Annotated in this window: 19 protein-coding genes, 1 tRNA gene, 2 pseudogenes and 1 riboswitch; of the genes and pseudogenes, 10 read left to right on the forward strand and 12 right to left on the reverse strand. The window is 59.9% G+C overall.

Translation table 11 applies throughout. The features are described 5' to 3' along the window. Position 1 precedes the first annotated feature (1 nt). Positions 2-70: transfer RNA gene (locus AC0V6Z_RS00005), tRNA-Thr, on the forward strand. Positions 71-189: 119 nt separating this feature from the next. Here AC0V6Z_RS00005 and AC0V6Z_RS00010 read toward each other — a convergent pair. The 3 genes from AC0V6Z_RS00010 to AC0V6Z_RS00020 form a co-directional block, all read right to left on the reverse strand. Further along, on the reverse strand, positions 190-2019 hold the full coding sequence (locus AC0V6Z_RS00010; protein WP_472639415.1) for a YadA family autotransporter adhesin: 1830 nt from the start codon (positions 2017-2019) through the stop codon (positions 190-192). 232 nt (positions 2020-2251) lie between these two features. Then, complete coding sequence (queF, locus tag AC0V6Z_RS00015; RefSeq protein WP_472639416.1) at positions 2252-2722, reverse strand: preQ(1) synthase; 471 nt, start codon at positions 2720-2722, stop codon at positions 2252-2254. A 98-nt stretch (positions 2723-2820) separates the two neighbouring features. After that, positions 2821-3744, reverse strand: a complete 924-nt coding sequence (locus AC0V6Z_RS00020) for a hypothetical protein (RefSeq protein WP_472639417.1) — start codon at positions 3742-3744, stop codon at positions 2821-2823. On the opposite strand from AC0V6Z_RS00020, the gene AC0V6Z_RS00025 reads away from it, so the two are divergent. The 9 genes and pseudogenes from AC0V6Z_RS00025 (at position 3743) to AC0V6Z_RS00065 (ending at position 11556) form a co-directional block, all read left to right on the forward strand. Further along, positions 3743-4276, forward strand: coding sequence for a hypothetical protein (locus tag AC0V6Z_RS00025; RefSeq protein WP_472639418.1), 534 nt, complete (start codon positions 3743-3745; stop codon positions 4274-4276). The two genes, AC0V6Z_RS00020 and AC0V6Z_RS00025, sit on opposite strands and share 2 nt — an antisense overlap. 54 nt (positions 4277-4330) lie before the next feature. Further along, entirely contained in the window at positions 4331-5194 is an 864-nt protein-coding gene (locus AC0V6Z_RS00030; protein ID WP_486176420.1) for a sulfurtransferase, read from the forward strand. Positions 5195-5198: 4 nt separating this feature from the next. Continuing rightward, positions 5199-6432: pseudogene (metC, locus tag AC0V6Z_RS00035) on the forward strand (cystathionine beta-lyase). After that, on the forward strand, positions 6429-7526 hold the full coding sequence (locus AC0V6Z_RS00040) for a mechanosensitive ion channel family protein (protein ID WP_472639420.1): 1098 nt from the start codon (positions 6429-6431) through the stop codon (positions 7524-7526). The pseudogene metC and the gene AC0V6Z_RS00040 overlap by 4 nt, the downstream one beginning before the upstream one ends. Positions 7527-7630: 104 nt before the next feature. Then, positions 7631-8404, forward strand: a complete 774-nt coding sequence (gene cobA / locus AC0V6Z_RS00045; RefSeq protein ID WP_472639421.1) for a uroporphyrinogen-III C-methyltransferase — start codon at positions 7631-7633, stop codon at positions 8402-8404. Then, positions 8401-8697 carry a DUF2849 domain-containing protein gene (locus tag AC0V6Z_RS00050; protein WP_472639422.1) on the forward strand — a complete coding sequence of 99 codons (297 nt, stop codon included), beginning with the start codon at positions 8401-8403 and terminating at the stop codon, positions 8695-8697. Before cobA ends, AC0V6Z_RS00050 begins: the two co-directional genes overlap by 4 nt. Position 8698: 1 nt before the next feature. Then, positions 8699-10333, forward strand: coding sequence for a nitrite/sulfite reductase (locus AC0V6Z_RS00055; protein WP_472639423.1), 1635 nt, complete (start codon positions 8699-8701; stop codon positions 10331-10333). After that, positions 10323-10805 (forward strand): DUF934 domain-containing protein, encoded by a 483-nt coding sequence (locus AC0V6Z_RS00060; RefSeq protein ID WP_472639424.1) that lies wholly within the window; start codon positions 10323-10325, stop codon positions 10803-10805. Before AC0V6Z_RS00055 ends, AC0V6Z_RS00060 begins: the two co-directional genes overlap by 11 nt. Continuing rightward, positions 10798-11556: a phosphoadenylyl-sulfate reductase gene (locus AC0V6Z_RS00065; RefSeq protein ID WP_472639425.1), complete on the forward strand. Its 759-nt coding sequence runs from the start codon at positions 10798-10800 to the stop codon at positions 11554-11556. The genes AC0V6Z_RS00060 and AC0V6Z_RS00065 overlap by 8 nt, the downstream gene beginning before the upstream one ends. A 16-nt stretch (positions 11557-11572) precedes the next feature. Here the strand turns inward: AC0V6Z_RS00065 and AC0V6Z_RS00070 are convergent, their stop codons facing one another. The 9 genes and pseudogenes from AC0V6Z_RS00070 to AC0V6Z_RS00110 form a co-directional block, all read right to left on the reverse strand. Beyond that, entirely contained in the window at positions 11573-12481 is a 909-nt protein-coding gene (locus tag AC0V6Z_RS00070; RefSeq protein WP_472639426.1) for an NAD-dependent epimerase/dehydratase family protein, read from the reverse strand. Then, positions 12478-13608, reverse strand: a complete 1131-nt coding sequence (gene proB / locus AC0V6Z_RS00075) for a glutamate 5-kinase (protein ID WP_472639427.1) — start codon at positions 13606-13608, stop codon at positions 12478-12480. The genes AC0V6Z_RS00070 and proB overlap by 4 nt, the downstream gene beginning before the upstream one ends. After that, the gene (cgtA, locus tag AC0V6Z_RS00080) at positions 13593-14663 is read right to left on the reverse strand and encodes an Obg family GTPase CgtA (RefSeq protein ID WP_472639428.1); all 1071 of its coding nucleotides are present in this window, start codon (positions 14661-14663) and stop codon (positions 13593-13595) included. Before cgtA ends, proB begins: the two co-directional genes overlap by 16 nt. Positions 14664-14702: 39 nt before the next feature. Further along, a complete protein-coding gene (locus tag AC0V6Z_RS00085) occupies positions 14703-16631 on the reverse strand; it encodes a TonB-dependent receptor plug domain-containing protein (RefSeq protein WP_472639429.1) in 1929 nt (642 codons plus the stop codon). A gap of 126 nt (positions 16632-16757) precedes the next feature. Continuing rightward, a riboswitch (cobalamin riboswitch) is annotated at positions 16758-16975 on the reverse strand. 34 nt (positions 16976-17009) lie between these two features. Next, positions 17010-17963, reverse strand: a complete 954-nt coding sequence (locus AC0V6Z_RS00090) for a hypothetical protein (protein WP_472639430.1) — start codon at positions 17961-17963, stop codon at positions 17010-17012. Between the two features lie 220 nt (positions 17964-18183). Next, positions 18184-18944 (reverse strand): annotated as a pseudogene (locus AC0V6Z_RS00095) (Bax inhibitor-1/YccA family protein). 143 nt (positions 18945-19087) lie between these two features. Continuing rightward, the gene (locus tag AC0V6Z_RS00100) at positions 19088-19870 is read right to left on the reverse strand and encodes a pyrroline-5-carboxylate reductase family protein (RefSeq protein ID WP_472639431.1); all 783 of its coding nucleotides are present in this window, start codon (positions 19868-19870) and stop codon (positions 19088-19090) included. Between the two features lie 37 nt (positions 19871-19907). After that, positions 19908-20414 (reverse strand): type III secretion system chaperone family protein, encoded by a 507-nt coding sequence (locus AC0V6Z_RS00105; protein ID WP_472640802.1) that lies wholly within the window; start codon positions 20412-20414, stop codon positions 19908-19910. A 141-nt stretch (positions 20415-20555) separates the two neighbouring features. Beyond that, on the reverse strand, positions 20556-22142 hold the full coding sequence (locus AC0V6Z_RS00110) for a tetratricopeptide repeat protein (RefSeq protein WP_472639432.1): 1587 nt from the start codon (positions 22140-22142) through the stop codon (positions 20556-20558). Positions 22143-22320: the final 178 nt, after the last annotated feature.

Here is a 22320-nt window from a genome sequence, read left to right on the forward strand (position 1 = left end):
TAGCTCAGTTGGTAGAGCACCTGATTTGTAATCAGGGGGCCGCGAGTTCGAATCTTGCAGCTCAGCACCACTTCCCGCTTCTATTTTTGCACCTTACGCGATCCTGCGCCCGATTGCATAGGCATTGTCAGGCCTGCGGGGAAGCATCCACCCTTGTGGCCCGTTTTCCAGTACCAATCTTCACTCGCCTCAAAACTCTCCTGCGATGCCCGCACGAACACTGGTGGAGTTACCGCCTGCGTAGGTTACCCCTGCGGTGATGGCGAAGTCACCTTCGAACCGGTGCATCAGTCCAGCGGAGAAACCAACTTCGCCGCGGTACGTCGCGACATTGCTGGCATAGCTGGTTTTACCCGCTGCACTTGGGAAGTGCGGAGAGGCTTGCGCAGCGATGGAAGCAATGCCCCGCTGTGCATCGCGGTCAATTGTGCTGGTGAGGTCGAACAAAGTGTTCACCCTTCCTGACAGCGCATCGAACTGAGCGGTTCCCACTTGTGAAACGGTGTTGAGGGCGCGGCGGACATTGTCGACTGAGGCGGCGGTTGCAACGCTCTGGCGGCCAAGCGTGCCATTCGCGTCGACGGTCACCGCATCCACGGGGCCAACCTGCGCAGCCGTGGAGGCGTCAATGTCGCCAATCCGCACCGAGGATCCATCTCCGCCCAGCGCAACCTGATTGTTCGCAGTGGACGCTGCCTGAAAGCCAACTGCGGTCGAATTGTTGTGCGTCACGCTCGCCTCGCGGCCAACAGCGGTACCAAATTGCGCGGTCACCTCGCTTGAGCTGCCCACCGCTGTACCCGCGCTGCCGCTGACATTGGCTTGAAAACCAACCGCAGCCGCTGAGTTGGCTGTCGCAGCGATGTTCACACCTGCGCCAATACCGGTTGAGAAAGCGCCTTCTACCAGAGCGGAGTTGCCAATAGCGGTCGCGTTCAAGGCCCGTGCCCGTGAACCCGTCCCAAAGGCCGACGTCCCGTTCGAAGTCGCGACCGAGCGCGCACCCACAGCCGTTGCCAAAGCGCCATTGGTCCGCGCCCTTGCGCCAAACACAGACGCCTCCTGACCAATCGCATTCGTACCAGACCCCACAGCACTCGCATCCTGACTGCTCGCAACAGAATCCACACCAAGCGCAATCGACGCAATACCCGTCGCCTGTGCGCCATTTTCATCAGCATCCCCACCATCACCGCCGATCGCAATCGCGCCGGTCATTGTGGCGCTTGAGAATGCGCCTAAGGCTGTGCTGCTAAATCCACTTGCACTAGCATCAACGCCCAAAGCCATGCTGCCATTGCTGCTTGCCCTTGCATCAGCGCCAATAGCTATTGCCAAAACACCTGTTGCCTGCGCACCCATGGTGCCGAAATCATTGCCATCACCGCCGATGGCAATTGTTCCCGTCTGCGTAGCGTTGCTGCTCCCACCAATCGCAATAGCGGATGAACCACCTGCAGCCGTATCCGCACCAATTGCGATCGAGGAATCCCCGCTCGAGTTAGCCCCCAAACTATCAGCATCGCCTGCGTCCGTACCAATCGCGATAGAGTTCGCTCCGCCAGCAGAGGAGCTGCGCCCGAGCGCGGTGGTGCCTATTCCCAGCGCCTGAGCGGATCGACCAATTGCCGTTGTATCGCCATTCCCAGCCAGGGACTGATACCCCAAAGCGGTCGCGCTGATATCGGTCGCGCCAGCATCGACGCCAATTGCGGTGCTGTTGTCACCCTCTGAGTTTGCATCGAATCCGGCAGCTAAAGTGTTCGCGCCGGTAGCAGCCGAGTTCCCGCCAATGGCCGTACTGCTGGCGCCAGAGGCATCTGATCCCACTCCGCAAGCCAGCTCATTATTGCCGTCATCAGAAATGGCGCCGCCCGTTGTATCAACGTTGGAGTCGGCATTGCCGTCTTCATTTGTGTCCAGCAGACACGCCTCTGCACGGACCTCCTGCGGAGCCAGGACCAATGCGACCGCGCAGCCAAGCGACAAAGCCGTCGATACCAAAAGCGTATTTTTCATGCGTATTTCCCTTCCAACACAGTGAAAGGGGCGGCTAAATGCGATCCGAGAATTAACGGCGGCCATTACAGGCAAGCTGAGCCCATTGAGCCAAGCCGTTGAAATTGGCAAACTTCACCCGCCCCAAAGTCTTCACCCGCCCCAAAGTATTCCCTGAATGAGTTTAGCTGGTTCCTAAAGACAATTATTGTACAAAGTCGACATGTCACGCGATGCGACAGATCGACTTTGCCTACCCGCGGCCACGATAGGGCTGAACACCTTGATCGGGTACCCATAGGCCCTCTGGCGCGGCGCCTGTCTGCCAAAACACATCAATCGGAATGCCGCCGCGCGGATACCAATAGCCGCCAATACGCAGCCATTTGGGCTTCATTTCCTCGGCCAGCCGCTGGCCAATGCCGACGGTCACATCCTCGTGAAAGCCGTTGTGATTGCGAAAACTGCCCAGAAACAGCTTGAGGCTTTTGGATTCCACAATCGTATCACCCGGCGCATAGTCGATCACCAAATGCGCAAAATCCGGTTGGTTGGTGACCGGGCATAGTGATGTGAATTCTGGCGCGGCAAAACGCACCAAAAACAGCGATCCCTTGCGCGGATTTGGTACGTAATCGAGCACAGCCTCTTCGGGCGAAGTCGGCAGCGGTGTGTCTTTGCCCAAGAATGCTGGGGCAGCGGCATCGTTAGGTGTGGTTTCCATGCCGCGCTGTTGCCGCGAAACGGCGCTCCATGCAAGCGACAAGCTGGACGGGGCGGCGTTAATATCTATGTCAGACATGCGGTGGCAGTGCTGCGCCGTTATGTTGTAATCGCGCTGCCCGGCCGCACCCGCAAAGTGCTATGACCGCTGAGTCCGTGCACACCGCTATTTTTGAAAAGACCCGCTACGCCAAAGATCATGCTTGCTGTTTCTTCTTTTCGGATATTGTCCGCGCCCAAAGCGGCGGTGATGTGCGTTCTCATTGCGCTGAGCATCGGTGCGACCGCGCCAACGGTGGCGCAGTCTTCACCGGGCGGTTTTACACTGCCGACCAGCACACCCACACCCCGGCCAGAGGTCGAAGGCCCTGCGGATGACACAGGGCCAGCGGCCTTGCCGCCGCGCGTTATTCCAACCGATAGGCCAGCGCCTGCGCCCACACAGGCAGACCCGAGCACGGTCCCCAGTTCTGATCCCACAGCCCCTGCAATTGACCTACCCAGACCTGCACCGACGATCACGCCGGTCCTGAGTCCGAGCGATACGGTATCTCCCGAGGCGACGGGAGCGGCAGGTTCCGCTTCAGGCTCGGTCACACCGGCCAATCGCCTTCCAACAGTGCAGCCAAGCACACCGAGCAATGCGGGCGGCGGCGCTTCCGGTGCATCATCTCCTGCAGTGACGGAAACTCCTACGGGAGCAGGAACACCCGGATTTGACACCAACGCTCCGTTGCCGAACCTCGCAGGCCCCGACACAGCGGTTCCAGACGCCGCAACAAGTGATGCTGCCAGTGCGATACCGCCATGGGCATGGATCGCTGGAGGATTGACCTTGCTCGCCCTGTTGATTGGCGGGGCCTTGTTCCTGCGGCGCGGAACAGCGACCGTCACCGTGCCTGAAATTGAACGTCCAAAGGTTGCTTCGCGCTCGCCGTCCGAACTTGAACCAGCCCCGAGCGGGCCCGCACCCGCAACGACAACCGCGACCAATACGATCAACACGCCAACCACACCCGCCATGGCCGAACCCAGCAAGCCAGCCGAGGATAACGCGCCAATTCCCAGTGCACCCGCGCGGATCGACATTGATATTGAGATCGTGCGCGCAACCCGCAGCGTGATGAACTTCACGCTCGATTACCGCCTGAACCTGGCCAATCGAACCGCCAATGCGGTGCGCGACGTGTCCGTTTCCGCAATCCTAACCAGCGCCCAGAGCGGAGCAATTCCGGGTAGCTCTGTCCTGGGCTTTGATCGTCCCGAACCGGTGATTATCCCACGCATCGGACCCAATAAAAGCCATGCCGAAAGCGGTCAGGTGCAATTGCCGACCAGCAAATTACAGGTGATGCGCCAGGGCAATGTCCCGCTGTTTGTGCCGCTGCTGCAGATCACCATAACGCAGGGCAATGGCGAGCCAGTGACGCGCCATTATGTCGTCGGCCAGCCAAGCACGGCAAGCGCCGCACGGCTTCAGCCGATCGCGCTCAACACGCCGCCCGGCGGCATTCCCGGACTGCGCGTGCGAGAGCTGGATATTCAACCAGCATAAGCGGGCACTTGGCGGCGGCGGCCCAGCGCGCTACCGCTTTGCCTCATGAACCAGATGACCGATAATCTCGTCAGCAGTGATTGGCTGGCCGAGGCATTGAATGATGAGGATTTGGTGGTGCTGGACGCCTCGCTCCACCTGCCTGCGGCAAACCGCGATGCGCGCGCTGAATTCGCGGCGGAACATATACCCGGTGCGCGTTTCCTAGACCTCGCTAGCCTCGTCGATGAAACCAGCGATGTGCCCTCTGCCCTGCCCCGGCCCGAACAATTGGGCGCGCGCATTGCAGAGCTTGGCATAGAGCTGGGCGAGCGTATCGTGATCTATGATGATAGCGCGCTAAACAGCGCCGCTCGCGCCTGGTACTTGCTTACATCCTCGTGGATCGCACCGGTCGCGGTGCTCGATGGCGGCCTTGCCAAATGGCGCGCAGAAGGGCGCTCGGTCGACAAAGGGGAGCCGGAATTCACAGCCAGCAGCATGCCTGAGCTAAGCCCGCCTGAGCTAAGCCCGCCTGAGCGATTGCGGATGAAGGCCGATGTGCTGGCCAATCTGGAAACGCGCGAGGAACAGGTTCTGGACGCACGCAGCGCCGACAGGTTTGAGGGCGCAGGCGCAGACCCCGTGCACGGCGTGGAAGGGGGCCGCATTCCCGGCTCCTACAACCTGCCCCACACTGAGCTTTATGCAGAAGACGGCACCTTCAAACCGGTGGACGAATTGCGCAGCGCGTTTGAGCGGGCCGGAATTGATCTGGACAAGCCCATCACCACAACCTGCGGCAGCGGCGTCACCGGCAGCGTCCTGTTGCTCGCGCTGGCGCAGCTCGGCAAGACCGACTGGGCACTGTACGATGGCAGCTGGTCTGATTGGGGCCGTGATCCTGCCACGCCCAAGTCCACAGGACCTAAGGACTAGGGGCATGGCGGACGACATATCAGGCAAGAAGCCCGGCACGAAATTGGTTGGCGCGGGGCGGCGCAAGGAATGGACCGGTCAGGTCGTCAACCCGCCGATCTGGCGCGCCAGCACACATCTTTACGCCAGCGAGGCGGACCGCAAGGCTGGCGGATCTCAGCCCAAGGATGGTAAGTTTTACTACGGCTTAGCAGGGCGCACCAACACAGTGGGCTCTGGCCGAGGCGCTGACCCAACTGGAGCCGGGCGCGGCGGGCACAATGCTCTATCCCAGCGGCGTTGCCGCCATTAACAGCGCGCTGCTGAGCGTGCTGAAACCCGGCGACGAGCTGCTGATCAGCGACAATTCCTATGAGCCTTCGCGGGTCATGGCGATGGGTTTTCTAAAACGCTGGGGCGTGGAGGCGCGGTTTTTCGACCCGCTCGATATCGCCGCCTATGAGTCGCTATTCTGCGAGCGAACCAAGGCCGTGTGGCTCGAAAGCCCCGGCAGCCTGACGATGGAAGTGTGCGATGTGCCCGAGCTGACCCGGATTGCGCGGGGGCGCGGCGCGGTGAGCCTGATCGACAACACTTGGGCCAGCGCGATTGGCTTTCCAGCGCTTGAACGCGGATGTGACATATCAGTGATGAGCCTGACCAAGCATGTCAGCGGGCATTCTGACCTGATGATGGGGGCGGCGAGCGCGGGTGAGCACTTCTATCGCCGCCTGCGCCAGACGAGCCAGCAAATGGGCAATGTCGTCTCACCCGATGATGCAGCGCTGGCTTTGCGCGGCCTGCGAACAATGGAAATCAGGCTGGAGCGCGGCGTGCAAAGTGCGCGCGCGATTGCCGCGTGGCTGCGCGATCGGCCAGAGGTTGCCAACGTGCATTGCCCGGTGCTGGAAGGCGATGCGGGTTACGAGCTGTGGCGCCGCGATTTCACTGGCGGATGCGGCCTGTTCAGCTTCACTTTGGCCGATGCGACAGCGGAAAGCCGCGCGGCCCTGGTCGACAATCTCAAGCTGTTCGGGATCGGCTATTCCTGGGGCGGGTATGAAAGCCTCGCTCTGCCTTATGACGCCGCGCCCATTCGCGATGCGATGCCTGTACCTGGAGCAGAGACAGGCGGCAACGATGGTGCTGGCCCAGATACTAGCGCTGCCATGAGCATTCGCCTATCAATCGGCCTAGAAGACCCAGATGATTTGATTGCAGATCTGCAAACCGGCTTTGCCGCGATGAAAGATTTATGACCGCCACAGCGCCCCCTACCCCGTCCGACGAAACCTCCGCTGCCACCAATGGCGCAGATGCGGGCACTCTGCCCGCGCCGGACGCGCCCGCAACCGGTCAGGCCTGGACCATGGCGGAAACCGCGCCGGATCAAGAAACCGAGATCATCGCCAGCGAGGGCATTCGCGACGGGATCGCCTCGCAAAGCAAGGCCGCCGGTTCCGTGGTCGACACGCTGGATGCCTGGGCGCTGAGCATTGGCGACATGCGTGTGTCGCTGTTCGATATCTTGCTAGTAATTGGCGTGATTGCGCTGGTCATCACCGGCGCGATGCTGGCAATCCGCCTGTGTAAGAACCTGCTGGGCCGAGTGACACGGTTCGATTCCACTCAGCGCTTGCTGGCGGAAAAGCTCAGCACCATGGCGGTGTGGGGATTGGCGTTCTTTATCGGGATTGACCTGCTCGGCATTGATCTCACCGCGCTGGCCTTCTTTGGCGGCGCATTTGGCCTGGCGATTGGTTTTGGCCTTCAGAAAACCTTTGGTAACTTGATCTCAGGCATCCTGCTGCTGATGGATAAGTCGATCAAGCCGGGCGATGTGATCTCCGTCACCGATCAGGCAGGCAATGAAAGCTTTGGCCAGATCCGCAAGATCGGCATTCGCGCCATATCCGTCATCACCCGCGATCAGACCGAATATCTGATCCCGAACGAAAACCTGATGATCAATCAGGTGGTCAATTGGTCTTATTCCTCGCGCGATGTGCGGGTAAAAGCACCCGTTGGCGTGTCTTATGGCAGCGACATGAAACTAGTTGAAAAGCTGCTTTATCAGGCGGTTGATGAGACCGATCGGATTTTGAGCGCACCCAGGCCGCGCGTGAACATCATGGGCTTTGGCGACAATTCAGTCGACTTTGAAATCCGCTTCTGGATCCAGGACCCGGAAGAAGGCCTCGCGAACATCCGCTCTGACGTTTACAAGCGAGTGTGGGAATTGTTCGATGAAAATGACGTCGAAATTCCATTCCCTCAACGCGATCTGCACCTTCGCTCCAGCAAGCAAATGGACCGCTTGATCGAAGTCATGTCGGCGAAGAACTCCATCTAAACCCCCGGCGATCTGCGGTTACGGCAGGCCTGCAATAGCTTTGCTAAAGGTGCGCAAATCCATTCTCACTGGCGCGATCGCGGCGGGCGGCCCATCTCGCCCTCATGGAAAAGACAGGCACAATCTATCTGGTTGGCGCAGGCCCGGGTGATCCCGATCTGCTGACCCTGCGCGCGGCGCGGCTGCTCGAGGCGGCTGAGCTGGTGGTGCATGACGGGCTGGTAAGCAGGGAAATACTCGCGATGGCCCCGGCCACAGCAGAGTTTATCTCGGTAGCGAAGCAGCGCGCACGGCACACTCTGCCTCAGGATGACATCAACGCTTTGCTGATCCGCGAGGCCATGAAAGGCCGCGATGTGATCCGCCTGAAGGGCGGCGACCCGCTGGTGTTCGGACGCGGCGGTGAAGAGGCCGAAGACGCCCGCGCTGCTGGCGTGCCAGTTATGATCGTACCCGGCATCAGCGCCGCCAATGGCGCGGCCGCTGCGGCGCAAATCGCCCTAACTCACCGCGACGCCTCCAGCATTGTCAGTTTTGTCGCTGGGCAATGCAAAGGCCTATCGGATCAGGATTGGTCCGGCCTCGCTGGCAAGGGCCGCACTTTGGTGATCTACATGGGCGTCAAAACTGCACCTCAGATCGCCGAGAAATTGATGGCAGACGGCCTTGCGCCTGATGTCCCCGTCGCCGTGATCGAAAACGCCGCGCGCCCGGAAATGCGGGTTGTGCGCGGATTGCTGGCGGGTCTGCCGCAGCTCGTCACGGCCAACAAGATCAAAAGCCCCGCGCTCATCGTGATTGGCAATGTGACCGCGCGGGATGACCATTCAATCACAAACACCGCCGCCAAGGCGCAGGAAACACAGGCCGTCACATGAATATCCTCACAGGAAATGACCTCAAGACCGGCGAAGTCGTCTGGTGGGACGGCCAGAACTGGTCGCTATCCGTGCATGACGCCGTCGATGTTGGCGACATGGGCAAGCAAATCCTCGCCGCTGAAGAAGCCGCGCGGCGGGTAAACGTGCCCTACGCGCTGGTCGCCAGCCGCACCGAAGAAGGCGTGCGGCCTGCTCATATTAAGGACCGGGTGCGCGCACTCGGCCCAACGGTCCGCCGCGATCTCGCGGTGCCGACTGCCTCCAAAACCGGCTGGGACTGGGTGATTTAAGATGTATCAGTATGACCAATACGACCAAGCGATGGTCGACGCCCGCGTTGAGGAATTCCGCGATCAGGCTCAGCGCCGCCTCGATGGCAAGCTGACCGAAGACCAGTTCAAGCCGCTGCGGCTGATGAACGGCCTGTACCTGCAACTCCACGCCTACATGCTGCGCGTCGCAATCCCCTATGGCACGCTCAACTCGCGGCAGATGATCGCGCTGGGCGATATCGCGGATAAATATGATCGCGGTTATGGCCACTTCACCACGCGGCAAAATCTGCAATACAATTGGATCAAGCTGGAAGATGCGGCGGACATTCTCGCCGACCTGTCCAAGGTTGAGATGCACGCGATCCAGACCAGCGGCAATTGCATTCGCAACATCAGCTCCGATCACTTTGCTGGCGCTGCCCATGACGAGCTGATCGATCCGCGTCCCTATGCCGAGCTGCTGCGCCAATGGTCGAGTTTCCACCCGGAGTTCACCTATCTGCCGCGCAAGTTCAAAATCGCCGTCATCGCGGCAGAGACTGACCGCGCGGCCATGCGGCTGCACGACATCGGTATTCAGATCGTGAAGAACGACGCGGGCGAGGTTGGCGCGAGCTTCTATGTCGGTGGCGGCATGGGACGGACCCCGATGATCGCCCCGCAGATCCGCGAATTTGTACCTCTGGATCAGCTGGTTACCTACGCGGAGGCGTGCCTGCGGGTCTACAATCGCTATGGCCGCCGCGACAATAAATACAAGGCGCGGATCAAGATCCTGGTCCATGAAATGGGCGCGGAGGAATACACACGTCAGGTCGAGGAAGAGTTCGCGCATCTGCTCGATCAGGGCGTCGAACCGCCTCTGGCTGAGCTGGAGCGGATCAAGCCGTTCTTTGCCGATCCTGCGTTCGAAGACGGCCCGAAGAGCATTGACCGCTCTGACCCCGACTTTGCGCTGTGGGTCGACCGCAACACCGTGCGTCACAAGCACGATAGCTATGTTAGCGCGGTCATCAGCCTGAAGCCGGTTGGCGGCATCCCAGGCGATGCAACGGGCGACCAGATGCGTCTGATGGCCAAGCTGGCCAAGCAATACAGCTTTGACGAGCTGCGCGTTATGCACACGCAGAACATCGTCCTGCCGCATGTACGGATTGCGGATTTGCACGCGCTCTGGACAGAGCTGGAAGCCGCAGACCTCGGCGCGCCGAACCTCGACACGATCGAGGATATCATCGCCTGCCCCGGCCTTGATTATTGCGCGCTCGCGAACGCCCGCTCGATCCCCTTGGCTCAGCGGATTTCAGAGAATTTTGCTAAGAAAGGCCGGACCGAAGAGCTCGGCCAGCTGAAGCTCAAGATCTCTGGCTGTATCAACGCCTGCGGGCATCACCATGCGGGCCACATCGGTATTCTCGGCGTCGATAAGAAGGGCACTGAAAACTACCAGCTCTCGCTCGGCGGCAGTGAAGCGGAAGACGTGAGCCTCGCCAAAATCACCGGCCCCGGCTTTGACGAGGACGGTGTGATCAAGGCGGTTGAAACCGTCACCGACGTCTATCTTGAGACCCGCGAGGATGGCGAACGCTTCCTCGACACCTACCGCCGCATCGGCATGACCCCGTTTAAGGAGGCGTTGTATGACAAATGAGAACCTGCATAGCCAAGATTTGGGAACCAGCCCGGACGACGTGCAATTCCGTTTCCGCGATGATGAAGTCGCAGACCATGGCACGGTGACCGTCGATGCCTGCTGCGATCAAACCAACGCCACCGCCGTTCGGATTGAACCGGGCGATGATGCGCGCGTGCTCTTGCCGTTCCTAGACCGGCTCGCGCTGGTCGAGGTGAACTTCCCCAGCTTCGGCGACGGGCGCGGCTATTCCGCTGCCCGGATCCTGCGCGAAGCCGGATATGACGGCGAACTCCGCGCGGTTGGTGATGTGCTGATCGATCAGCTTTCGCATATGCGCCGCTGCGGGTTTGACGCCTTTGCGCCGGACAAACCGCTCGACGAAGACGATGCCCGCCGCGCCTTTGAAGGTTTCGGCAATGTCTATCAAAGCGCCGCCGATGCCAGAGAGAGTGGACGCCGCACAATCGCAGAACTGCGCCATGAGTGAGACCCGCCAGATAGACCGGTTAGAGACCGGACCGCGCTTTACCGAGCACGACGCCGTGCGCCTCAACCGCATGTTTCGCGGCTCCAGCACGCTGGAAATGCTTGAAGGCGTGCTCAAGGGCAGCCTGGCTGGCGATGTTGCCACCGTCTCCAGCTTTGGCGCGGAAAGCGCGGTGCTGCTGCACTTAATCGCTCAGGTTGATCCCAATGTGCCAGTGCTGTTTCTAGACACCGGCAAGCATTTTGAAGAGACGATTGCCTATCGCGACGAGGTGGCGGCAAAGATCGGCCTCACCAATCTGATCGTGCTGACCCCGGATGAGGCGGAGCTCGCTAAGAAGGACGAGACTGGCCTGCGTTGGTCGTACGATCCCGATGGCTGCTGCGAAATCCGCAAGGTGATCCCGCTGGCCAAGGCTTCGGCAAATTACGATGCCAGCTTCACCGGGCGCAAGGCGTTCCAATCGAGCACGCGGGCCAATTTGCCGCGCTTTGAAGTCGATACGTCTGATGCGCAAGGCCGGCTGAAAATCAACCCGCTGATCGATTGGTCAGCGGACGATATCAAAGCCTATTTTGAAGAGCATGATCTGCCGCCCCACCCACTAGTGGCGGAGGGTTATCCCTCGATCGGCTGCGCACCCTGCACGCACAAAGTTGCCGAAGGCGAAGACGCGCGCTCTGGACGTTGGAAAGGCTGGGACAAGACCGAATGCGGCATCCACAAGCCGGGCGAGGAACCGTTCCTCTAAGGCACTTAGGCCGGCGTTAAAGCCAGCCTTTATCGCGGTACCATTTGGCCGTCTGAGCGAGGCCTTCCTCGCCAGTGATCTTGGGCTTCCAAATCCGGGCAGGCACCGCTTTCAGCGTGCGCGCAACCCAATTGGGATGGCACATATAGCCGACCCGGTCGGCGGTCAGCTTGGCTTTGTCACCGCGCAGCATCTTATCCGCGCGCGCCGCGGCGCTCAACACGCCAGCGGGCAGGTTTGGCGCAAGCACCTTGCGCCCCATCGCCGCGCCTATTGCATGGGCGAGCTCTTTATGGCTCCAACCACCCTCGCGGCCATCGTCCGGCTCAAACAGCACGCGGCTGGGCGCGACCGGCCCCGTCAACACAAGCAGCAATTCGGCCAAATCCTGCACATGGATAATCGAGGTTGCCCCGCGCGGCGGCAGAGGCACGAAGCCCCATTTCGCGCTGCGGAACAGCTCAAACATATCCGTATCGCGCGGGCCATAAACCGCAGGCGGCCGCACCGTCGTCCAATCAAGGCCGCTGGCCTCAACCAATGTCTCCGCCCGCGCCTTTGACGCACCATAGGCGGACAAATCTGGCTCTCGCGCGGACAGCGAGGAGACAAACACGAAGCGCTTCACGCCCACAGCCTTCGCGGCGGCGATCATATTCTGAGTGCCAAGCACGTTGGCAACTTCAAACTCTGTCGGATCGGGCGTGTTGGTGAGCCCGGCGATATGAACCACCGCATCCACGCCGCTGATCAACTTTGCCAGGGCCTCAACGTCGCTCAAAGTGCCCTGAACCCAGGTGACGCCTTTACGCGGCGGCTGTTCACGCCGGGTCAGCGCGCGGACCTCATGCTCGCTATCTGTTGTGGCAACGTCCAAGAACGCTTGACCCACAAATCCGGTGGACCCTGTGACGGCCAGCTTCACAGCAGCACCAAATGATCGCGGTGCACCACCGCCGCGCGCGGGGCGTAGCCGAGCACTTTGGCCTGATGATCGTGGCGCAGGCCCGCAATCCGGCGGCAACTGACCGCATCATATTCAGATAGGCCCTGAGCCAGAACGGTACCGTTCGCCGCACACACGGTGATCAAATCGCCGCGTTGAAATGACCCTTCGACCGCAGTGATCCCTACCGCGAGCACGCTCGCCCCGTCCTTGGTTAGAGCCTTTTTGCAGCCCGCATCGACCGTGACACTGCCCTCTGGCGCCAAGCGCCCGCCGAGCCATGTTTTGCGCGCATCTCCAACATCCTGGGCCGCAAACAAAGTGCCAATACCATGATCTTGCAGTCGCGCGATCGGCGCATCATGCGTGCCATTGACAATAGCGAGCGCAATTCCAGCGCGCTCAGCAATCTGTGCAGCCTGCAGTTTCGCTGTCATCCCGCCCGATCCCAGCCCAGATGAGGAGGCATCGCTGGCCATGGCGATCACATCCGGTGTCACGCGGTCGACCCTCTCAATCAGGCGCGCGCCATCTTCTCCGGGAGGTTTGTTGTACAGCCCGTCAACATCGGACAGCAGCAGTACCGCATCAGCATTCGCCGCCTGCGCCACGCGCGCGGCCAGCCGGTCATTATCGCCAAAGCGGATTTCTTCGGTCGCCACGCTGTCATTCTCGTTGACGACCGGTACCGCACCCGCTTCCAGCAATCGTTCAAGCGTCGCCGAGGCATTGAGATAGCGCCGCCGATCCTCCAGATCGCCAATCGTCACCAGCATTTGCGCCGCTGTAATGTCATGCGCGCCCAGAGCCTCTGCCCACAGCTGCGCCAGCGCCACTTGACCAACACTCGCCGCCGCCTGCGCATCGGCCAGGCTCGCCCGGCCGCCCTTCTGCAGGCCAAGCCGAGCCGCACCAAGCGCAATCGCGCCGGAGCTGACTAGGATCACTTGTTGACCGCCCGCGCGCAGCCGCGCGACATCGGCGATCAATGTTGCAAGCCATTCGCGGCGCGGCGCACCGTCCCGGACCAACAAGGCCGAGCCAATCTTGACCACTAGGCGCGGGCAAGAGGTGGGATCAACGAAAGCGCTTAAATCGGCGACCATTCGCCCGCATCCCCATCCTCGCTTTCGGGAAGCTCTTCGACCTCTGCGGCCTTCGTCTCGGTCGAGGTGCGATCCGGTAGAAAACCGAGCACCGCGTCGAGCAATGGCTCAATCCCTGCCCCGCTCGCGCCAGAGATCACAAACACCTCGTCCGCGCCAGCGGCTTTCAGCTCCTCGGTAAAGCCCTCCGCCAGCTCATCATCGGCCAGATCAACCTTGTTGAGCACGATCAGCTGCGGCTTGTCTTCTAGCGCGGCGCCGTAGGCTTCGAGTTCTTCGGCCACCACGCGCATCGCCTCGGCCGGGTCATCGCCGGAGATGTCGATCAAATGGATGAGTACGCGGCACCGCTCGATATGCCCCAGGAACCGGTCGCCAATCCCTGCGCCTTCTGCGGCACCCGCGATCAGGCCAGGAATATCCGCGATCACAAATTCACGCGCCTTGTGGCGCACCACGCCCAACTTAGGCACCAGTGTGGTGAAGGCGTAATGCCCGACCTTCGCCTGGGCATTGGACACGGCGTTGATGAAGGTCGATTTGCCCGCATTGGGCAGGCCAACCAAACCCACGTCGGCAAGCAGTTTCAACCGCAGCCACACCCATGCCTCTTCGCCCGGTTCACCCGGTTGATGCTGGCGCGGGGCGCGATTGGTAGAGCTTTTGTACGAAGCATTGCCGCGCCCGCCCTGCCCGCCTTCCATAAAGACGATGCGCTGGCCCACCTCGGTAAAATCGGCAAGCACGTCTTCCTTGTCCTCGGAGAGCACCTGAGTTCCGACCGGGACTTTAACGACCAAGTCCTTCGCGCCAGCGCCGGTGCGGTCGCGGCCCATGCCGTGCCCGCCGCGCGGCGCCTTGAAATGCTGCGAATAGCGAAAATCGATCAGCGTGTTGAGGCCGCCAACAGCCTCAAAGATAATATCGCCGCCCTTGCCACCTTTACCGCCGTCTGGACCGCCATATTGGATGTACTTTTCACGCCGAAAGCTAACCGCTCCCGGCCCGCCGCCGCCCGACTTTAGGTATATCTTGGCTTGATCAAGGAAATGCATGGAGTGCTCCTATGCATTTCCTTGACAGAAAGCGAGAGTTTAGAACCTTGCCTCGATACCAACGGTCACAGTGCGGCCCGGACTGACGAAACTGAACACCTGCTCATATTCCTCATCCAGCAAGTTTTCCGCACGCGCGAACAGACTGACGCCGTCTGTCAGATCGTAGCGCGCATTGACGTTCACAAGCGTAAAATCATCAAGGGTGGTGACAGGTGCGGGAAAAGTGCCAGTGCTAAAATCACTGTCGAGAGCTTCACCATTATGGCGAACGACCAAAGTGGCAGAAGCTTTGTCGTCAGCAGAAGCCCATGTCAGCGCGGCACTTGCTATGCTTTCGGGACGTCGCACTTCAACCGCTCCATTCTCCTCAGCATCAAGATAAGTGTAGGCAGCGTTGACGCTCCAATTCCGTCCAATTTGCGCCGATACAGCAAATTCGACCCCTTGTTGTTCGCTTTCCGTATCGCGATTGCCCGGTGTGGCAATGAAAGTCGGCGGAGGGAAAACCGTGAAGATTTCACCATCGAGCTCAGCGTTGAAATAGGTGACAGAAAGCATCCCGTTGCCATCAAGAAAGCGCTGATCCACGCCCACTTCCCAGCTGGTCGATTCCTCTGGTTCCAGGTCAGGATTGCCAACAAACACACCGTCGAAAAAGCCGAATAGTTCGAAAAAGGTCGGATTCTTGACCCCTGAACCAAAAGCCGCGCGAAGGCGCGTTGTGTCAGTGACGTTTAGGCCCGCTGCCACACGGAAAGTGGTCGTATCCTGAAACCGGTCGTTGAAGTCTTGCCGCAAGGCTGCCGAAAAATCGAAACGGTCTCCGTCGTAACGGTACTCACCGACTAAACCGACATTCTCCACCTCACGGCGTTCGTTGAAGGTGGACACATTGTTGAAGCCTTCCTGCTCATAATCAGCAGCAAAGGTGATATTGTGTTCGCTTTGTCCGAAATCAAAACTGCTGACATACGACGCCTTGAACCGGTCGCTTTCCATGTCACTCGTAATGGCTGAGCCGTCAAAAGTACTGCGGTTAATATTGGCAAATTGAACCGAAAGATCGTGTATCCAAGACTGATCAAGCGTCTCAAGCCGCGCGCCGACCAAGCCATATAGAGCGGTGCTTTCAAAACCGACGCCCGGGCTATCAATCACAAGGCCGAGCGTAGGGCTGCCAAAGGTGAAGTCCTGATTGTTTGTTTCGCCTGATGTGTCAACGAACCGGCCAATTGCACGTATATTCAGCGCGTTGGAAACTTCGCCAGAGATACGGCCAGACAAAGTATAGCTGTCTCGCCCGATATCCCGCTCACCACCCCGTGCATTTGGCTCCCCATCGGTGCTGACTACGGTAGCAGATAGCGATGTTTCTGCATCGCCGATGCGCGTTCCCCACCGGGCTGCCGCGTTGATTGTCTCGTTGGAACCGGCCTCCACCCGGCCTGTAAAACCATCAATGTGCGCCAGACGATAGGCTACCACGCCACCGATCGCGTCATTACCATAAAGCGCCGATTGCGGGCCGCGCAGCACTTCGACATAACTGCCGATCTCAGCCTGAAGCGTGCCTATGTCGAATTCGCCGCTGCCAGGATCGGAAACCTCGATGCCATCGACCAGCACTAGAACATGATTGGCCTCGCTTCCGCGCAGACGAATTTGGGTCTGACCTGCAATGCTGGAAACCGCGACGCCGGGCACATCGCGCAGCACATCGGCAATGTCGCGGACCTGACGTTGTTCGATCTGCCTTCGGGTTACGATCGTCGTAGAAGCTGTAGATTCTGACAATCGCGTCGTCAGCAGTCGACTGCTGGTAACGAGAATACCGTCTTCTGGAAGAATGCCAGTTGGCAAAATGACGTTCGGATCGATTTCTTCACTAGTATAGACGCCCTCATCCTGCGCAGCCGCATGGCTGCCACAACTGAGCGCAAACACAGCAGCAGCGCTGCTCAACATTAGATTTCTCAAGATAATTCCCTTCATCCAAAGCAACGGACTGCGCGGCGTTACCCCCTACGCAGTCCCATTAATCGTCGCTCGAGACGAAAATTCTTTCGCGCCGGATCAATCCCTGAACCAGGCCACAAGCGACACGCTCTGGTCGGTCTCCTGGCTCACGGATCATCGCTCTTGCCCCTCACCTTCCCAGGCGGCCATTCACGGCCTTCCCAGTGGCTGCGCGCTCGTATCCAAGCCCGCGCGAGGTCAATCACTCACCGCTTACAGTTGCAGGGACAGCCGCGGCTTTGGGGCCAATGGCCCCGCACCGCATTCCCGTTACCAATGCGTGTCGCTCGGTTAGTCAGCTTTTGTAGAGGGCGCAAGCCCGCGCTACTAAGACCCCGGATCCGCCGCGGCGGGATCGGCATCAGGGATCGGCTGCGTCACCGGCTGAGAGACCGTGCTCTCGTCCACCGGCACAATCGGCACCTGTGCATTCCCGCTGGTTCCCGGATCAGCCACAAAGCCAGAGGGCGGCGGGGTTGAGCCGAAATTGCCCGATTGGCGCGCGGCCTGAACCGCGACCCAGCCCGGCTGAGACGCGCCGTAACGCTCGCCATAGCGGGCATCCCAAGCGGCCGAATCTCGCTGGTACTGCTCATAATCGGCGAAGAAGTTGTGAAACGGTGCTTCCTTCAGCTCAAAATTGCTCATCGCAAAGGCGATTGGATCATCATCTGGTGCGGCGAGATAGCGGTTCGAGATATCAAGCGCATTGTTGCAGAAGCTTGCCCGAGCAGGTGGCAGCGCAAAAAAGTTATAGACGCTGGTCATCTTGCTTTCACGCGCCATAATCGCACTACGGCGAGAGCTCAGCTGGCTGCGATAGACCCGATCAATCCGATCGTTCACTTGTTTCAGCGCCCGCGAATGCTTCGAGATGTACGAACTGTATGCGGTAAGCACCGGCGCATGTTGCAGAGCGGTGCAATTGAGCGCGGCGACATTCCAGGCGGAACGGAAATGCCAGACCTTTTCATCATCGCTGATCCCACGATTGATCGTGATGCGCTGACCATCGGCACCGGTGGCCGGAATGTTCATCACATAGGATGCGCCGCCTGGCGGCAATGGCCGGGACGGGATCGCCTCAACAACGGGAGGCGGCGGCGGAGGCGGCGGAGGCGGTGGCGGAGTGGTGGTACAGGCGCCCAGCGCGGCTGCACCAGCAGCGACAGTTAGAATACGCAGCCCCAAGTTGGAGCCAGCGGACGTGCCATCGGAATTGGATGCGACCTCACGGGTCAATTGCGTTACCGGCGTCTGGGCCAGTTGTGCTGCGCTCATTAGGAAGTGCCTCTCTCAAAATCGTAACCCACCCCAGGCATTATGCCATGTGCATGCGCTAGACTGCATTGCCCCAAGCTGAAGCGCAATGGGTTACTGCGCTTGGGCATCAAAACAAATGCCCGGAGCGCTCTAAACGCCCCGGGCATCAAAAGTTTGCAATCATTTATCGGTTGGCGCGGCAAGGTTTGCGTCAAACCGCGCTGGCTGTGCGTTCAAATCAGTCGCGGTTGCCGAGGAACTGCAACAGGAACATGAACATGTTCACGAAGTCGAGATACAGATTGGTCGCGCCCATGATCACGGCTTTGCCGATGAAGGACGTTCCGCGGATCTGCTGATACTGGTTTTTCAGCATCTGCGTATCGTAAGCGGTCAGACCAGCAAAGATCAGCACGCCGAGCCCGCTGATGACAAATGCCATGGTTTCCGATCCCAGGAACATGTTGATCACCATGGCGATGATCAGGCCGATCACGCCCATGATCAGGAAACTGCCCCAGCCAGAAATGTCTTTCTTCGTGGTGTAGCCCCACAGCGACAGACCAGCGAAGGCCGCAGCCGTGGCAAAGAATGTCACAGCGATGGATTCACCGGTGTAGACAAGGAAAATCGTCGACATCGAAATGCCCATGACGGTCGCGAACGACCAGAACACGATTTGCAGGGTCGACTGGCTCATCTTGTGCAGGCCAAAGCTCATCGCGAGCACGAAGGCCAGCGGCGCAAGCTTCACCGCCCAGAACAACAGGCCGCCATTTACGGCGAGCCAATAGGCTGGCGATTCAACACCGCCCCAGGAAAACAGAATTGCGACAATACCTGTCAGCAATACGCCCGAGCTCATGTAATTGTAGATTGAGAGCATGTGCTTGCGCAGGCCCTCATCATACGTCTCACCGGCAAGGTTCCCGCTTAAGCACGGGGTACAGAAGAGCCAAAGGCTTGCTGTGATTGCTGAGTGTCTTTCCAATCAGACATGATCATCCCTACATTTAGAAGCGGGCGCGGACATACGCGCCTTCACCAAGTAATATCGTGATTTTTGCCGTGTATTTCAAGCAAAACCGTTTGGCGGTGCTTACGTTACGTTAAGGTTGCTATCACGCTGATTTATCGTCACTTTATGCCAATTCATCGCCTTTTTGCGCGGTTGCGGCCAAGGTCGCCCGCAAAAGCGCGCGCAACGCAGCCCCATCATCCAGCACATTTAGGCCTTCGCGCGTCATCCCGCCGGGGCTGGCCACTTGATCGGCCAGTTGCCCTGGAGAGCTTGTCGCATTGCCCGCCAGAGAGGCTGCGCCCTCCACCATGGTCAGTGCCAATCGATCGGCCGAAGCCCGATCAAGCCCGAGGTCCGTCGCCGCACCAGCAAGCGCATCAATAAAGCGGTAGACAAAGCCTGGGCCGGAGCCCGCCAGCGCAGTCATCAGGTTAAACTGCGCCTCATCTTCCAGCCAGACTGCACTGCCCAAACGATCGTACAGCGCAAAAACACTGTCACGCTCCGCTGCATCAAGGCCGCTTTGCGCCAGAATGACCGGCGATTTGCCGATACGAGCGGCGAGATTGGGCATCACGCGAACATGCGCGCGGGCATCAGGAAATGCCTCTGCAAGGCCCGCCAGAGTGATCCCCGCTAGCAAGGAATGCACCGCCACTTTCGGTCCCGCAGCGGGCTGAAGCAGCGGGCGCAAGTCCGATAATTGCTGAGGCTTTACGCCAAGCAGGATCGCATCATGATCGGAATCATGCAAAATCTCGCGGTACAGATCCACACCGCCGGGCGCGCGCTCCATGGAGCGGTCAACCACCACAAAGCGGCTCGGGTTCGCCCCATCCGCCAGCCACCCAGCCAGCATCGCACCCGCCATATTGCCGCAGCCAAAAATGAGAACCTTGGACATAATCGCCCCTACCAATCGCGTCTAACCAGCGAGAGAGTTACGCCTCGCCAGCGGCATCGACAAGCGCGCTGTCGAGCGCGGCACGCGGGGCCTTGTCACCCCACAGCACGAATTGGAATGCCGGATAGAACCGATCGCATTCATCAATCGCCGTTTCGACCAGCGATTGCGCTTGGGTCAGGCTGAGCATGCCATCATCGCCCAGCATCGCGCCGTGACGATAGAGCAACACATCGCCGTTTGACCAAATGTCGAAATGGCCGAGCCACATCTGCTCATTGACCAGGCAAAGCAATTCATAGGCCGCCGGGCGCTTCTCTGCACTCACGCGAATGTCGGGCAGCGCGATAAATTGCAGCACATTATCCTCTGCCCGCCAGATCGCGCGCAGTTGATACTTCGTCCAGCTGCCCTGCACTTCACCGGTCAGCTCGTCATTGGATACGATCTCGCACGGCCAGCCGCGCGCCTCGAACAAGGCCGCCAGCATATCGACCGGCGCGGCATCTTCCGAAGCGCTGAATTCGTTCTCGCGCGGTCTCATGGTTTGGCTATCTTTGTCATCGGCAATGACAGATGCATCGGCAAAGGGTCGCTTGGCAATGTGAATGCGGTGGGCGGCTGGGGAGAACCCCATTGCGCTGTTCAAAGCCTGTGTACAGAAACCTGTTCGTAACCTAAAATTCTATTTAAGTTCCTGAATTTCCTGACCTTCTGGACTGGTATAAGTAAAACTATCCAGACCTTGGGCGCGCAGGGCCGTGACCAGTTGACGGGCCTCTTGCGCAGTGCCGAGCGGCCCGGCGAGCAAGCGATTGGCCTCTCCCCAACGCACGACATGCGGATTGAGGCCGCTCAATTCATCCGGTGCAGTCCGGTTGAAACGCCGCCAATCGAACCGCAAAGCCGAGCGATCTTTGCCCGTTGCAACCTGCACCCATTGTCGGCGCGGATGCTCTGGTTCTTCCGGTTCCGCTTCGACCTCGCTCTCACGCGGGATTTCAATCGCAGCCAGGTCGACCGCTCCCTCACCGGCTCTTGTAACGCGCGGCACATCGGAGCCAAACTCGGCAAAGGCATCGGCAACACTTGCGCGTGGGGCGGGTTCGGTTTCGCGGGTATTGATCCGCGCGAGGTCAAACCCTGGGCGCGGCGATTCTCCTCCAGCCAGAGCAGTCGCGGCAGTTTCACCTGCGCGGGCCACACGAACAGTCTTTGCCGAAGCAGGTGTAGCAGGCTGCGTTTCGGGCGCCGCAGCAATCGCAGCGGGAGGCGTGGAAGCAGAAGGCTCGATCTGCTCAACGCCGGGGGTAAAGCTCTGCTCGGCGGTATCACCCGCATCGGCAACCCGGCCCAGCGGTTCTCCCGCAGGGGCAAGACGGGTGTCCGCTGCGCTCGCAATGGCTCTGCCCTGTGCTGCATATTCCGCAATGCGCGGATCATCGCGGCCCACTTGCGCGGCGGCGGGGAAGATACCGAGATTGGCGGCGGCCGCCTGCTGAGCCTTGGTCAGGCGCGGCATAAAGGCGAGATAGGGCGTCATACGCGCGGCCAAATCGCGCGGCATCACCGCATCGACAATCGCCGCTGCTTCGTCTTGCTCGCCCAATATCGCCAAGCCAAAGGCCTGCGTGCGGAAAGCGGCAAAATCGCGCGCCTCCAATTGCGGCCTCAGGCTCGCCTCAAATGCTTGCTTATTCCCGGCAATTGCGTGGCTCAGCGCGAGGCGCCGGACCACTTCACTGTCTTCGGTGAGCGCCAATGCATCGCGGTAGCTCGCCTGGGCGGCTTGATTGTTGCCAACCAGATCGAAGGCCAGACCGCGATCCCCCATAACGTCGCGGGAGGAAGCGCCAGCGGCCTCTGCCTCATTGAACAGCCTCAGCGCCTCGATGGGTCGGTCCGAGCGAAGGAAAACCGCTGCCATGCCCATCTTGACCCGAGAGTCCGTCGGTGAAATATCCTGGGCGCGGCCAAAGAAGCCAATCGCTGCATCCATATCGCCCAGCAGCATCGCCGCATTGCCCGCCTCTATCAGAGTGCTGAGATCGCGCGGACTGCGCGCCAAGCGCCGCAGCGCGCGGTTAAGACGCTGAACCTGAGCCGATGGCAACGGCTGCACCACTTCGCGCGATGTCGCCCCGCTGTCTTGCGCGTGGGCAGGCGCGGCGGCCATGCTCAAGCCAAGTCCGGCGCTGGCGGCAAGCATCGCAAGCGGCATACGCCGGGCAATACCGGACAGAAAAAGCGAACGGGGGGACCGCAGAATCATAGTTCCTCTAACTAGACCACTTTCGCTAGCGAAAGCGAACTGAAAGCGAGGTGAACACCGCGCATTGGAGAATTTCGCCCCGTTCATCATTGGAAGCGCTTGGCATTGAGCCGCAGAGCATCGAGGCGGCGGGTTAGAGCGGTGCGACCAAGCCTAACGCAAATCGGGCGAGCGCATC

The organism is Erythrobacter sp. SN6-5 (assembly GCF_057364945.1).